We start from the raw sequence: 13910 nt of genomic DNA, 5'->3' as shown, positions 1-13910 counted from the left end.
AAAAAGGAGATATAAATATGGCTTCCACTTTTATGGGGTTAGAAACGGCACGTAGAGCACTAAATACGCAGCAAAGCGCATTATATACAACTGGTCATAACATTGCGAATGCAAATACGCTAGGATATACACGCCAACGAGTGAATTTTGAACAAGAAACACCGTACCCAGCAGCAGGCATGAACCGTCCACAGATACCAGGACAGATGGGTACAGGTGTACAAGCAGGTTCAGTTCAGCGAGTTAGAGAAAGCTTTCTTGATGACCAATATAGAAGCCAGTCAAGTCAATTGGGCTACTGGGAGTCAAAGTCAAATGCACTATCAAAGCTTGAGCAAGTTATGAATGAACCAACTGATTCGGGCTTAGCTTCTACAATGGATCAGTTCTGGAAGTCCTTGCAAGATTTGGCAGTTGATCCTCAAAATACTGGTGCTCGTTCAGTTGTCCGCCAAAGAGGAATTGCTGTAGCTGAGACATTTAATTATCTTAGCGATACCTTAACAGCTGAAAAAAACAATATGAAAACAGAAGTTGGAGTTGCGGAGAAAGAAATTAACTCCATCTTGAGCCAGATTTCTGGGATAAATGATCAAATTGCCAGTGTAGAACCACATGGTTACTTACCAAATGACCTCTATGATGAAAGAGATAGGCTGATTGACCAACTTTCAAGTCTTGTTACTGTAGAGGTTAAGTACGAAAAAGCCGGTGGTAATGCAAGTGCCATTTCAGAAGGCCGTGCAACCATTTCCTTAGTTGATAAAACAGGTGCTAAACAAGCTGATTTAGTTACAGCGACAGGTTATAACAATGTGACAGTGAACTACGGAGGTAAAGATGATTCTGTTTCTTCTATAACAGTAGGAGATACAGATATTAACTTTAATAATTTTACTTCTAATGGGAAATTAAAAAGTTTAGTAGAATCTTATGGCTATGAAACTTCAGATGGTAATGTTAAAGGATTATATTCTGATATGATGACAGAACTTGATAACTTAGCTTATACATTTGCGACTGAATTTAACAAGGTTCACAGTGATGGAATGGGTCCAAATGAAATTAAAAATAAAGAAAACCAAGAAATTGATTTCTTTGCTGATTCGGAAGGTAGTGCTATTACAGATAGAACTGGATTTGCAGGAAGAATTACTATTTCTCAGGATATTACGAACAGCTTAGATAATATTGCCACAGCAGATGGCAGCAATCCTTCAGCAGGTGCGCTAGGGGATGCCTCTGTTGCATTGAAACTTGCTGATATCATTAACCAAAACTACGATTATGGCGATAATCAAGAGTCGTCTAATTTTAGAAATTATTTTGAAAGTGTTATTGGTGCTATGGCAATTGATGCACAAGAAGCAAATCGGATGCTAGCTAATTCAACTACTTTACAGCAAGCAGTTGAAAATAAAAGACTATCCGTAAGCTCCGTTTCCCTTGATGAGGAAATGACAAATATGATTCAATTCCAGCAAGCATATAATGCTGCTGCTCGAATGATTACTGTTCAAGATGAAATGTTAGAAAAAATTATTGGCATGGGTGTCGGAGGAAGATAGGTGAATAATAAATGAGAATTACACAATCAATGTTATCTGGAAATTCATTACGTCATATCTCCAACGGTTATGAAAAGATGCAAAAATACCAGGATCAAATTAGTACAGGTAAAAAAATTACGAAACCCTCAGATGATCCAGTAGTTGCAATGAAGGGGATGTATTACCGTTCTGGTGTAACAGAAGTGGAACAATATCAGCGGAATTTATCAGAAGCATATGTGTGGATGGATAATTCTGAAGCTGGAATTGAGCAAGCAAATGATGGGTTGCAACGTATTAGAGAGCTGACTCTTCAGGCGAAAAATGACACAAATACAGAAGATGATAGAAAATCGATTGCAAAAGAAATAGAACAGCTTAAACAGGATTTAGTGAATATCGCAAACACTCAGGTGAATGGCAAATATATCTTCCATGGTACAGATGTATCCAATCCACCAGTGACAAGTGATAATCCACCAACTGTTGCAGAAAACATTATGGATCCTGCTATCAATAATTATAGTGTAGAAGTATCAAGAGGAGTTTCACTAAGAGCTAATATTAATCCAGGCACTGTTTTTAGTCAGGAAATGTTTGATGTAGTTCAAAGTATTCAAACAAGCTTGGAAAATGGAGATTCTAGTGAACTTGACTCTTTACTTGGTAGACTCGATACTTCCCTAGATTCTTTAAATGGAGAAAGAGCAGAACTTGGAGCTCGTTATAATCGTCTTGAAATGGTGGAATCAAGATTGGATCAACAATCAGTCGTTGCTACAAAAATATTGTCTGAAAATGAAGATGTTGATATGGAAAAAGCAATTACAGATTTGACCGTCCAAGAAAGTGTCCATCGTGCAGCACTGAGTGTTGGGGCAAGAATAATGCAAACGAGTTTAATGGATTTTTTACGTTAAGATAAAGAGGTCTGGTTTCAATACTTCATTGGATAATAATGAAGACTGAACCAGACTTTTTTTGCAAAAAGGAGGTAGAACACAATGTTTCCCCAAATTAGATTGCAGTCTACAAATGCAATGATAGAAATAAATACTTCAAAAGGTTCTTTTGAAATTCAGCAGCCAAAAGCTGAGTTATCCATTGAACAGCCAAAAGCGGAATTAACTATCGAAAGAACTCCTTCAAATTTATCAATTGATCAAATAAAGGCGCGGGAAGATGTAGACTTAAAAAGTGCGAGAAAAAGAATTGAAGAAGCAGCCCAGCTTGGAAAAAGTGCTGTGTTAGAAGGGATAGCTCGTCGCGTAAGTGATGGCGATGAATTAATGAGAATTGAAAACAAGGGCAATCCAATTCCGGCACAAGCAAAAAGAAATAGCGAAGGTCCAGAGAAAAAGTTTGGAATTGGATGGATACCTTCGGCTGGAAGTGTTGAAATTGATTATACACCAGGAAAAGTGGACATAAATTGGAAGAGGAATAAACCTATAATAGAAAGCAACCAAAATAAACCAATTATTAATTATAATCCTGCACAGGTTGAGGTTAAATTAAAGCAATATAATAGCTTAAAAATAGACTTTGAAAATTTAAAATTTGTTGGAACAAACTACGAACAATCTATATAAAGGGTGGATAAAATGAATATACAGACAAAGTATCATGGTGTATTTCAACTCAATAAGGAAGACATTCTCTATTTTGATAAGGGAATACCTGGTTTTCCCGAAGAAACAAAGTTTGTAATCCTATCATTAACGGATGATGGTGGTTTTGGAGCACTTCAGTCTATCAACACCCCAGAATTGGCTTTTGTAATCAAAAATCCATTTGACTTTAATAAAAGTTATGACTTTATCCTAGAAGATTATGTTGTGGATGCTCTAGAAATTAGTAATCAGCAAGATGTGATGGTCTATAGTATTCTGACCGTACAGGAACCGTTTGACAAAACAACAGCAAATCTCCAAGCTCCGATAATTATTAACAACAAAAACCATAAAGCAATGCAAGTAATATTAAATGATCAAAATTATAGTATCAGGCACCCAATTTTTCTAGCAAATCCAAACTCAAAGGAAAAGGGATGATAGCATGCTTGTTTTGTCGAGAAAACAAGGAGAAGTAATTAAGATTGGTGATAATATTGAAATAACAATTGTAGCAATCAAAGGTGACCAAGTAAAAATCGGGATAAGCGCTCCAAAGGAAATACAAGTACTTAGAAAAGAAGTGTACGAAGCAATCCTAGCAGAAAATAAGCAAGCGACCGCCGATATAGCTAGTCTTCTCCCACTATTAAAAAATATAGAAAAAAAATAAAAAAACTGTTAAACATATAAGCGTTTAGACGATATATAAAGTAGAGAGGGAGAGGGGCGGCCGACCTCCTCCCAATCAAAGATAAACTTACAAACATGTTCACATGGATGTGAACACCTAAATTCAAGGAGGAAAAATAACATGAGAATTAACCACAATATCGCAGCTTTAAATACACACCGTCAATTGAACAGTGCAACAAATGCACAATCTAAATCAATGGAAAAACTATCTTCAGGTCTTCGCATTAACCGTGCTGGTGATGATGCAGCAGGTCTAGCAATCTCTGAAAAAATGCGTGGACAAATCCGTGGCTTGGATATGGCTTCTAAAAACTCACAAGATGCAATCTCTATGATTCAAACAGGTGAAGGAGCTCTAAATGAAACACATGATATCCTTCAACGTATGCGTGAGCTAGCAGTACAAGCAGGTAACGATACAAATACTGGAGAAGACAGAGCACAACTTCAAAAAGAGGTCGCTGATCTGATCGAGGAAGTAGACCGTATTGCTACAACAACTCAATTTAACTCACAAAACCTATTAGATACAACTGGTGGAACAACTGGGAAATTCACTTTCCAAATTGGAGCAAATGAAAATCAAAAACTTGATGTAACATTCGCAGATATGCAAGCTAGTGCACTAGGTATAGATGCAGTAGACATTTCAACTGATGCAGCAACAGCTTCAACAGCAATTAGCACAATCGATGATGCAATTAAGCTAGTATCAGATGAGCGTTCTCAACTTGGTGCAAAACAAAACCGTCTAGAGCACACAATCAATAACTTGAATACTTCATCTGAAAACTTAACAGCAGCTGAATCACGTATTAGAGATGTTGATATGGCAAAAGAAATGATGAATCAAACGAAGAATTCTATTCTTTCTCAAGCTGCACAAGCAATGTTGGCGCAAGCTAACCAACAACCACAAGGCGTACTTCAATTACTACGTTAATAGCGCAGAGAAGTCTAAGAACCCTATTCAAAATTTTTGAATAGGGTTTTATTTTTCCTCAGAAGTTTACTTCTAATTTTTTATAGTACTTCTTTTATGAAAATGTTATGAAGAAGATAACAGCTGAAAATCTCAACGGCCTAGGAATTCTTACTTTGTTTATATCTATTTACAATTGATTGGATAGCCTTCGTTAATGTAATTATATTTTAAATAGTGTTTATAAAATAAGTATATAATTTTTAAGTTTCGTTGAGTAATAAGTTAATTAAATTAGTGTATTTTTCTTTATTGGAATAAAAAGGATTTCGTTAAAAAGTATTAAACATTCAGCTTAAAAGACGATATATAAAGTAGAGAGGGAGAGGGCGGCCGACCTCCTCCCAATCAAAGATAAACTTACAAACATGTTCACATGGATGTGAACACCTAAATTCAAGGAGGAAAAATAACATGAGAATTAACCACAATATCGCAGCTTTAAATACACACCGTCAATTGAACAGTGCAACAAATGCACAATCTAAATCAATGGAAAAACTATCTTCAGGTCTTCGCATTAACCGTGCTGGTGATGATGCAGCAGGTCTAGCAATCTCTGAAAAAATGCGTGGACAAATCCGTGGCTTGGATATGGCTTCTAAAAACTCACAAGATGCAATCTCTATGATTCAAACAGGTGAAGGAGCTCTAAATGAAACACATGATATCCTTCAACGTATGCGTGAGCTAGCAGTACAAGCAGGTAACGATACAAATACTGGAGAAGACAGAGCACAACTTCAAAAAGAGGTCGCTGATCTGATCGAGGAAGTAGACCGTATTGCTACAACAACTCAATTTAACTCACAAAACCTATTAGATACAACTGGTGGAACAACTGGGAAATTCACTTTCCAAATTGGAGCAAATGAAAATCAAAAACTTGATGTAACATTCGCAGATATGCAAGCTAGTGCACTAGGTATAGATGCAGTAGACATTTCAACTGATGCAGCAACAGCTTCAACAGCAATTAGCACAATCGATGATGCAATTAAGCTAGTATCAGATGAGCGTTCTCAACTTGGTGCAAAACAAAACCGTCTAGAGCACACAATCAATAACTTGAATACTTCATCTGAAAACTTAACAGCAGCTGAATCACGTATTAGAGATGTTGATATGGCAAAAGAAATGATGAATCAAACGAAGAATTCTATTCTTTCTCAAGCTGCACAAGCAATGTTGGCGCAAGCTAACCAACAACCACAAGGCGTACTTCAATTACTACGTTAATAAACTAAAAAAGAAGGATCTTATTTATAAGCTCCTTCTTTTTATATAGGGAGCTATATATGAAGGGGAAATTATTTCAACCGGTTTATTTGAATGCATTCAAATGTATAGGATCAGAATGTGAAGACACATGCTGTGCTAACTGGACAATTGCAATTGATAAAAAATCATACAAAAAATATAAAAATGTCGCAGATCGAGAATTTCAGACTAAATTAAAAGAAGGTATAACAAGAGTAAAAGATACATCAAAAACAAATGAGAATCTTTATGCACAAATGAAGTTAGATGAAAATAATCAGTGTAACTTTTTAACAGAAAATAGATTATGCGGAATACAACAAAAACTTGGTGAAAGTTTTCTTTGCAATACATGTTCTGTATATCCGAGAATTATTAATAAACTAGATGATACCCTTGAAAGATCTGGGACAATATCATGCCCAGAAGTGGCTAGATTAGCATTATTAAATAAAAAAGGAATTGAATTTGAAAGTTTTATTGGGGATGTACCATATAAAATATACCAAGGTGAACTGCAAAGAAAAGCTTACAAAACTAATAGTTTAGAACATAATTTTTGGGATATCCGATATCTTATAATTGAAGTTCTTCAGGAGCGTAAATTACGATTATGGGAACGTTTATTATATGTAGGAATATTTATTCAAAAGTTACAAACAGGTAATTTCCAAAATGAAATGGAATTAACTAATCTAATCTCCACGTTTAGAAATACTTTAAAAAATAGTAATGTTTCGGATTTATTTAGCCAGGTTCCTGTAAAAATAGAAATGCAATTTAAGATTTTACAATTAATTGCCGAGGCAAGGCAAAATGAAGGCATCAACCATCCTAAATTTGAAAAGTATTATAATGAATTTTTAACTGGAATAAAGTATTCGTCTTTAGAGGAAGAGGAAAAAAATATACAAAACTATATAGTGACTCTAGAGTCATTCTTAGAAACTGAAGAAGAGTTTGAATATATATTTGAAAACTACCTTGTAAACCAAGCCTTTAATACAATGTTCCCACTAAATCCTGATGGGAATTATATGAGGGAATTTGGTTATCTTATACTACATTATGCACTTATTAGATTACATCTTGTTGGCATTAAAGCATATCAAAATGGAAATTTAAATGATAATGAAATTGTTTCATTTATTCAATCTTTTTCTAGAAATGTAGGTCATAATAAAGGATACTTGAGAAAGATATATAAATTCTTAGAGGAAAATTCTTTAGATAACATAGGTGCTTATACAATTTTATTGAAAAATAAAAAACTCATACCAATGTAAAGGAATTTAGAAACAGTTAAACAACTAGAGGAAATGGTCTAAGTTATAAATTGAGGCTGTAAAGTTTTGAAGATGATTTAATACAAGCTTAGTTATAAGGAATCATGAATGAATAATAAGTATATTGTTACAAAAAGTACAGTCGAAATTGTCTTAAGCCCAATTTCACCATAAAGAGTTTTTAAAATTTTTATGATTTTAAATTCTACTAAGAGGACTCTAGTTTGCTAGGGTCTTTTTTTATTTAATACAGTAAAAAGTGTAGGTAAATTCTTTAATGAAAAGAGTATATTCACTAAAAATATATATGTTTTGTAATTATAATTAAGTATATTTTATGACTTCTATTTATATTCCTTAGATAATCTTACTTCAAATCTCAGGAAACATGTCGATATAAAATACATAATACTATGTGCAAAGGGGATTATTTATGATTGAAAAAATTTTTTCCCAGCCAATTAATAATGTATCCAACGTAAATGAAAAAGTGGAGGGAAGTGAATTATTAAAGGGAAACTCAAACAAGGAAAATTCAATGGAAGTACAAATTTCAAAAGAAGAGATAGCCAAAACTGTCCAAGCTATGAATGAGTTTCTTAATCCTTCACATACCTCAGTTAAATTCGAATTGCATGAGAAGCTTAATGAATATTATGTAACAATTGTGGATGACAGTACACAAGAAGTTGTACGTGAAATACCTAGTAAGAAGTTTTTAGATATGTATGCTGCAATGACAGAATTTGTTGGTTTAATGGTAGACAAAAAAGCTTAAATAGAGGTGGATAATAGTGGTAACAAGAATAGGCGGACTTGCAAGTGGAATGGATATTGACTCTCTAGTAGAGCAATTAATGACAGCAGAAAGGATACCTTTAGATAAAATTAATCAAAAGAAAACATATACTGAGTGGCAACGAGATGATTATCGTACTATGAACTCAGCGTTATTAGAGTTGGATCAGTTAATATTCAACGGAGTTGGTAAACAAGCTTCTTATATAAAAAAGACAGTAAATACCTCTGATCCGAATGCTGTTTCTATTAAAAATGTCAATTCTACTGTAGATTTTACTGGATCTATCCAAGTAAATAAATTAGCTACATCTGCAACTATGTTCAGTACGACTAAAACAGGCATTACTGATTCAAGTGCCAAGCTAAACATTACCGCAGAGCAGACGATAAAAATAAGTGCTATTAATAAAGATGGAGTCTTGCAATCAGAACCATATGAATTAAAAATAACTGCAGATGATACGCTGGACAGTATCATTGCAAAGATAAACAAAGATTCAGGCGTAACAGCCTTTTATGATGCTCAATCTCAAAAAATAGCTTTTACAGCTAAAAACTCTGGTGAAGTGGCTGGGGGCCAGGAGATTGTTCTTTCTGACGATGGAGCAGCGGGACAAAGTTTCTTTAGTGATATACTAAAGACAAGTGCAAATAATCAGGATGCTACAACTGCTGGATTCGGTTCTCGAGGAGTTAATGCAGAACTGACATATAATGGTATGAATATCACGAGAAGTTCTAACACATTCCAAATAAACGGCGTGGAATTCACTGCTAAGCAAGTAACTGGGACCCCAGTCACATTTAGCTCTTCTGCTGATGTAGACAGCATATTGGATACGATAGTGAGTTTTGTTGATAAATATAATGAAATCATTGATAAAATAAAAACAAAAACTGGCGAAACAAAATATCGAGACTATACTCCATTGACTGCTGCTCAAAAAAAGGAAATGGAAGAGGAAGATATTAAGCTTTGGGAGGAAAAGGCAAAGAGTGGAACACTTCGTAATGACTCTATCCTTTCAAGTGTTTTAACAAAAATGCGCACCAATATTAGTTCTCCTGTATCTGGAACAACAGCTTTTTCTCAGCTCTCACAAATTGGAATAACTACAACAAGTAATTATTTAGATGGTGGTAAGTTGACAATAGATGAGGATAAATTGCGTGCAGCTATCACTGAAAATCCTAATGGAGTTTATGATCTCTTTCAAAAGAGCGGTGACACAACTTCTGAAAAAGGTGTTGCTCAAAGATTGCGTGATACTCTTAAAACTGCTATGTCAGATATAACTACAAAAGCAGGTAAAACCTCTAGTATTAATAATAGTTTTACATTAGGAAAACTATTGAATAATTATTCTACACAAATCACAAACTTTGAGGATCGTTTAACAAAGATTGAAACACGATATTGGAATCAATTCACGGCAATGGAAAAAGCTATTTCTAAAGCTAATTCACAATCTGCTTATATATCACAGCAGTTCGCATAATAAGGAAGGATGATAAACAATGGCAGTAACAAACCCATATCAAGCTTATCGACAGAATAGTGTCACAACTGCATCCCCTGGGGATTTAACGCTAATGCTTTATAACGGCTGTTTAAAATTCATCTTACAAGCTAAAAATGCAATAGAATTAAAGAAGATTGAGGATAAAAATATAAATATTCAAAAGGCACAAAAGATTATTCAAGAGCTAATGGTCACATTGAATATGGAGTTTCCAGTTTCTCAAAGCTTGATGCCTCTTTATGACTATATGAATCGCCGTTTAGTTGAGGCGAATATAAAAAATGATATTGTCATCCTAAATGAAGTGGAAGAAATGGTAACAGAATTTCGGGATACTTGGAAAGAAGCAATTAAAATAAACCGTCAAAAGCAGCACGGCAGTGTCGATAATGGATAAACTTCAATTGTATCTAGACGCTACAAAGAAGTTAATTACTTTTTTAGAGAATGAAAAAAATCGCGATGAAAAAATCGCAGAGATTGACAAGCTTCTTGAAGAAAGAGAAGCTTTACTTCCTTCTATAAAACCACCGTTTTCATTAGAGGAAAAGGAAAAGGGAAAAGAGCTAGTTATATTAGAAGAGCGATTGAAAACTTTATTGGCAACCGAAAAGCTTGCTATTCAAAAGGATATCAAAGAGGCTAATATCAAGAAAGCTTCTAACCAAAAATATGTAAATCCGTATCAGTCCTTACAAACAGACGGCGCATTTTATGATAAAAGAAAATAACATCACAAAAACCATTCACTTTTTTAAGTGAATGGTTTTTATTTTATTTAGATCACTCTCGAAAGCTCATGATGCTTTTTATCATTAACGACATTTTCACCGATCAAGGCGATGGGATCGTAGGGCTTGCTCGATTTAATGACAGAATAGGCATCGATTTCTACATTGGATGAAACGACTGCGCGTTCAACAACTGCATTTTCCCCAACAACTGCTCCTGGCAGAAGTACAGAGTCTTTAATGACAGCGCCTTTCCCAATCGTTACTCCATGGAAGATGACAGAGTTTTCTACTGTTCCGTAGATTTCACATGCTTCGCTGATTAATGAATGCTTCACAGCTGAAGAGTCATCAAGATATACTGGCGGATGGGATTGTTCTACAGTGTAGACATTCCATTCCTTATCTTTTAAGAAGATATTGGATTCTTTTTCAAGCAGATCCATATTGGCTTCCCAGTAGCTGTCGATTGTGCCGACATCTTTCCAGTAGCCTTTGAATTGGTATGCGTGGAGTTTTAAATTGTCATGCAGCATTGCGGGGATAATGTCTTTTCCAAAATCCTTGCAGCTGTCTTGATTGTTTTCTTCTTTTTCCAAGTAAGCTTTGAGGGTTTTCCATTTGAAGATGTATACACCCATAGAAGCTAGGTTTGACTTTGGATCTTCTGGCTTTTCTTCGAATTCACTGATACGATTGCCTGAAGATTCTGTATTCATGATACCGAAACGGCTTGCTTCTTCCCACGGTACTTCTGTAACAGAAATCGTTGCATCAGCATTTGTCTCGATATGCTGTTTCAGCATTAGATCATAATCCATTTTATAGATATGGTCGCCAGAAATAATCAAAACATGCTCTGGGTCATACTGTTCAATGAAGGGAGTGTTCTGATAAATGGCATGTGCAGTTCCTTCATACCAGCGTTCTTCCGTATCGCATTGGTACGGAGGCAGGATGGAAAGACCGCCGTCTCTTCTGTTAAGATCCCATTCTTTTCCATCTCCAATATAATTTTGCAATACATGAGGCTGGTATTGTGTCAGCACGCCAACTGTATCAATGCCAGAATTCCGGCAATTGCTTAAAGTGAAGTCGATGATTCGGTATTTTCCACCGAACGGTACTGCTGGTTTCGCTAGATGATCTGTCAGTTTCTTTAATCTCGTTCCTCTTCCACCGGCTAAAAGCATGGCGATACATTGTTTTTTCATGATAACCCTCCTGTATTCGTTTTCAGATTGATGTTTAGATGAAGTATTATAAGCGGTCATCTTCCCATAATTTGTAGTAGTACTCATGCTCTTCTTCAGCTTCAATGCTGTTATGCTGTTCCTCTGGAAGTTCAGTTAATACTTTCAAGTTGTTCAATGTTGTTTTCCTCCTTGGCCATTCATATAGACGTAATTCTATTAGATTTTAATTACTTTAACAATTAAAATAATTAGATGTTTTCTGTCAACTACCGACAAAATTCGAATATTTATTTATATTTTGAAGAGGTACAGTTCTTTTTTTTGAGAAGTTATTGGCTTGTTTCATGTAGTTTTTAATTACCCCAGCTATTTTTTTTTAAAACCAAGTTATATCAAAAAAATTGTAAAAGATTGTTCTAAAATAGAATTTAGTCCAAAAGCAGGATACGAAAAGCTAGTAAAGACTATGTTTATTTATGGAGAAGAACATGTCCGCCATGCTTGCGTCTGCTTGAAATGAAAAAGTGTGAATAAAAAAAGGGATATTTAGAAAAATGGCAGTTGCTATATTAATAAAGATTCTCTTGAAAAATTTGTCTAAAAAAGCAGATGAAAAATTTGCCGTAAACTTTTTTTAAAAAACAGCCAGTTTTTTATTTGTTCACAAATTTGTCGAATTTTCTAAAAGTTTTTGCAGGAATGTGGAAGGGTAAACGAGAAATATAATGTATAGTCAAAAAGTTCATTACTCGCATAGTTTTAAAGCCGCGAGGGGAACAATAAGACTTGCACTGGAATACAAAAGGAGGAGTAACTTATGAATTTCAACATTAGAGGAGAAAACATTGAGGTAACTCCAGCAATAAGAGAATATGTAGAAAAGAAAATCTCTAAATTGGAAAGATATTTTTCCGAGACGCCAGATGCAAATGTCAATGTGAATTTAAAAACCTACAATGATAAGACTGCAAAGGTGGAAGTAACAATACCGATGTCCCAGCTTGTGCTTAGAGCAGAAGAAGATCACTTGGACATGTATGCAGCAATTGATTTGATTGTTGATAAATTGGAACGTCAAATCAGAAAACATAAAACGAAAGTGAACCGCAAGCAGCGTGAAAAAGGCAATCTGAACACTTTATTCGGTGCAGATGAGCCTAGTGCAGCAGCACTTCAGGAAGAAGAGGACGAGATGGAAATTGTCCGCCAGAAGCGTTTTAATTTAAAACCGATGGACAGTGAGGAAGCCATTTTACAAATGGATCTTCTTGGTCACAGCTTCTTTGTTTACACTGATGCGGAAACTAACTCAACAAATATCGTTTATAAAAGAAAAGACGGCAAGTATGGGCTTATTGAAGCAAAATAAACGTATAGCAGCAAGAAGGAAACCTGCAGGATATAACTGCAGGTTTTTTCTGTTTAAATACAAAGCTTTTTTAAAAATCGCAGTATTTTGCGATAATATTATGGCAATTACTTGAATACTCCTGCAATCAAGAGGAGTGTTTGATATAATGAGCGAAAGTATTATAGATAAATATTAGATAATAAGTGTGGGTCCAGAATATCTTCTTACTAGGTGTCAATTTCATTTTCAAGGGGTGTGAGCGGCAATGAAAAGGTCTGTAATGGAAGCAAACTTGTTTTGTACACACTGCAATAATGAAAGTCTTCATGATGTTGTTTATATAAATGAAGAAATAACGAGTGTCAAATGTCATTCCTGTTTATATGAAGCAGGCATGAAGGTTAATATCATGAGGGAATTCTACAAGGAACTGTTTGAGCATATCGCAACAAAGCCGAGTAGAATTACTGAAGAATATAAACAGGATTTGAGCCGATTTATCGCTAGACTCCCAATAAGGGTGATCAGCAAGCCATACCGGTTCATGCGCTACTTAAATGAATCGAGAAAGGTTATGAAGTACTATAAAAAATGTTGATTTTTTTAATATAATGAATTTTGCTTTTTGGACAAAGTCATATTTATAACCCCTTCTAGTCTATTCCATCTTTCCTTCAGACGAAAGTTGTCACTCTATTGCGGAAATGGTAATATATATAGGAAAATACTAGTGCAGCTACATATATTTAATGGTATCCTTTTTATAGGGTGTTTACAAAACAGTCACTTCATTTTCATGAGATTTTAATGAACAATGAATATGCTATAGTTGCTTAAATAAACTAGCTTTTATGCTATTGATATAATAACCAAATGATAGTTTTTAAATAGAATCTCTCATTACAATAATAAAGGAGCGTT

At 34.8% G+C, this 13910-nt stretch carries 15 protein-coding genes; 14 read left to right on the top strand and 1 reads right to left on the bottom strand.

The features are described 5' to 3' along the window. The first annotated feature begins 17 nt into the window (after nt 1–17). The 12 genes from flgK (at nt 18) to fliT (ending at nt 10442) form a co-directional block, all read left to right on the top strand. Nucleotides 18–1568, top strand: coding sequence for a flagellar hook-associated protein FlgK (gene flgK, locus M3600_RS03990; protein WP_251644775.1), 1551 nt, complete (start codon nt 18–20; stop codon nt 1566–1568). 11 nt (nt 1569–1579) lie between these two features. Beyond that, nucleotides 1580–2470 (top strand): flagellar hook-associated protein FlgL, encoded by an 891-nt coding sequence (gene flgL / locus M3600_RS03985; protein ID WP_251644774.1) that lies wholly within the window; start codon nt 1580–1582, stop codon nt 2468–2470. An 84-nt stretch (nt 2471–2554) separates the two neighbouring features. After that, nucleotides 2555–3142, top strand: a complete 588-nt coding sequence (locus M3600_RS03980; protein ID WP_251644773.1) for a DUF6470 family protein — start codon at nt 2555–2557, stop codon at nt 3140–3142. A 12-nt stretch (nt 3143–3154) separates the two neighbouring features. Beyond that, nucleotides 3155–3604: a flagellar assembly protein FliW gene (gene fliW, locus M3600_RS03975; RefSeq protein WP_251644772.1), complete on the top strand. Its 450-nt coding sequence runs from the start codon at nt 3155–3157 to the stop codon at nt 3602–3604. Nucleotides 3605–3608: 4 nt separating this feature from the next. Next, entirely contained in the window at nt 3609–3836 is a 228-nt protein-coding gene (gene csrA, locus M3600_RS03970) for a carbon storage regulator CsrA (protein WP_251644771.1), read from the top strand. A gap of 141 nt (nt 3837–3977) precedes the next feature. Then, nucleotides 3978–4802 (top strand): flagellin Hag, encoded by an 825-nt coding sequence (hag, locus tag M3600_RS03965; RefSeq protein WP_251644770.1) that lies wholly within the window; start codon nt 3978–3980, stop codon nt 4800–4802. A gap of 453 nt (nt 4803–5255) precedes the next feature. After that, a complete protein-coding gene (hag, locus tag M3600_RS03960; protein WP_251644770.1) occupies nt 5256–6080 on the top strand; it encodes a flagellin Hag in 825 nt (274 codons plus the stop codon). 59 nt (nt 6081–6139) lie between these two features. Next, on the top strand, nt 6140–7387 hold the full coding sequence (gene fliB, locus M3600_RS03955; RefSeq protein WP_251644769.1) for a flagellin lysine-N-methylase: 1248 nt from the start codon (nt 6140–6142) through the stop codon (nt 7385–7387). A gap of 433 nt (nt 7388–7820) precedes the next feature. Beyond that, entirely contained in the window at nt 7821–8165 is a 345-nt protein-coding gene (gene flaG, locus M3600_RS03950) for a flagellar protein FlaG (RefSeq protein ID WP_251644768.1), read from the top strand. Between the two features lie 16 nt (nt 8166–8181). After that, on the top strand, nt 8182–9687 hold the full coding sequence (locus M3600_RS03945; RefSeq protein WP_251644767.1) for a flagellar hook-associated protein 2: 1506 nt from the start codon (nt 8182–8184) through the stop codon (nt 9685–9687). A 19-nt stretch (nt 9688–9706) separates the two neighbouring features. After that, on the top strand, nt 9707–10108 hold the full coding sequence (fliS, locus tag M3600_RS03940) for a flagellar export chaperone FliS (RefSeq protein ID WP_251644766.1): 402 nt from the start codon (nt 9707–9709) through the stop codon (nt 10106–10108). Continuing rightward, entirely contained in the window at nt 10101–10442 is a 342-nt protein-coding gene (gene fliT, locus M3600_RS03935) for a flagellar protein FliT (protein WP_251644765.1), read from the top strand. The genes fliS and fliT overlap by 8 nt, the downstream gene beginning before the upstream one ends. A gap of 47 nt (nt 10443–10489) precedes the next feature. Here the strand turns inward: fliT and M3600_RS03930 are convergent, their stop codons facing one another. Then, on the bottom strand, nt 10490–11656 hold the full coding sequence (locus M3600_RS03930) for a glucose-1-phosphate adenylyltransferase (protein ID WP_233318437.1): 1167 nt from the start codon (nt 11654–11656) through the stop codon (nt 10490–10492). Between the two features lie 799 nt (nt 11657–12455). On the opposite strand from M3600_RS03930, the gene hpf reads away from it, so the two are divergent. Both hpf and M3600_RS03920 read left to right on the top strand, forming a co-directional pair. Next, entirely contained in the window at nt 12456–13007 is a 552-nt protein-coding gene (hpf, locus tag M3600_RS03925) for a ribosome hibernation-promoting factor, HPF/YfiA family (protein ID WP_233318439.1), read from the top strand. A 247-nt stretch (nt 13008–13254) separates the two neighbouring features. Continuing rightward, nucleotides 13255–13587, top strand: a complete 333-nt coding sequence (locus M3600_RS03920) for a bh protein (RefSeq protein WP_233318440.1) — start codon at nt 13255–13257, stop codon at nt 13585–13587. Nucleotides 13588–13910 lie beyond the last annotated feature (323 nt).

It is taken from the genome of Niallia sp. MER 6 (assembly GCF_023714395.1).
In the GTDB taxonomy this organism is placed as follows: Bacteria; Bacillota; Bacilli; order Bacillales; family Cytobacillaceae; genus Niallia.
This window is presented reverse-complemented; position numbering and strand designations above follow the sequence as displayed.

Coding starts and splice junctions, on each gene's coding strand:
- flgK (WP_251644775.1), top strand. CDS start 18: ATGGCTTCCACTTTTATGGGGTTAGAAACGGCACGTAGAGCACTAAAT.
- flgL (WP_251644774.1), top strand. CDS start 1,580: ATGAGAATTACACAATCAATGTTATCTGGAAATTCATTACGTCATATC.
- M3600_RS03980 (WP_251644773.1), top strand. CDS start 2,555: ATGTTTCCCCAAATTAGATTGCAGTCTACAAATGCAATGATAGAAATA.
- fliW (WP_251644772.1), top strand. CDS start 3,155: ATGAATATACAGACAAAGTATCATGGTGTATTTCAACTCAATAAGGAA.
- csrA (WP_251644771.1), top strand. CDS start 3,609: ATGCTTGTTTTGTCGAGAAAACAAGGAGAAGTAATTAAGATTGGTGAT.
- hag (WP_251644770.1), top strand. CDS start 3,978: ATGAGAATTAACCACAATATCGCAGCTTTAAATACACACCGTCAATTG.
- hag (WP_251644770.1), top strand. CDS start 5,256: ATGAGAATTAACCACAATATCGCAGCTTTAAATACACACCGTCAATTG.
- fliB (WP_251644769.1), top strand. CDS start 6,140: ATGAAGGGGAAATTATTTCAACCGGTTTATTTGAATGCATTCAAATGT.
- flaG (WP_251644768.1), top strand. CDS start 7,821: ATGATTGAAAAAATTTTTTCCCAGCCAATTAATAATGTATCCAACGTA.
- fliS (WP_251644766.1), top strand. CDS start 9,707: ATGGCAGTAACAAACCCATATCAAGCTTATCGACAGAATAGTGTCACA.
- fliT (WP_251644765.1), top strand. CDS start 10,101: ATGGATAAACTTCAATTGTATCTAGACGCTACAAAGAAGTTAATTACT.
- M3600_RS03930 (WP_233318437.1), bottom strand. CDS start 11,656: ATGAAAAAACAATGTATCGCCATGCTTTTAGCCGGTGGAAGAGGAACG.
- hpf (WP_233318439.1), top strand. CDS start 12,456: ATGAATTTCAACATTAGAGGAGAAAACATTGAGGTAACTCCAGCAATA.
- M3600_RS03920 (WP_233318440.1), top strand. CDS start 13,255: ATGAAAAGGTCTGTAATGGAAGCAAACTTGTTTTGTACACACTGCAAT.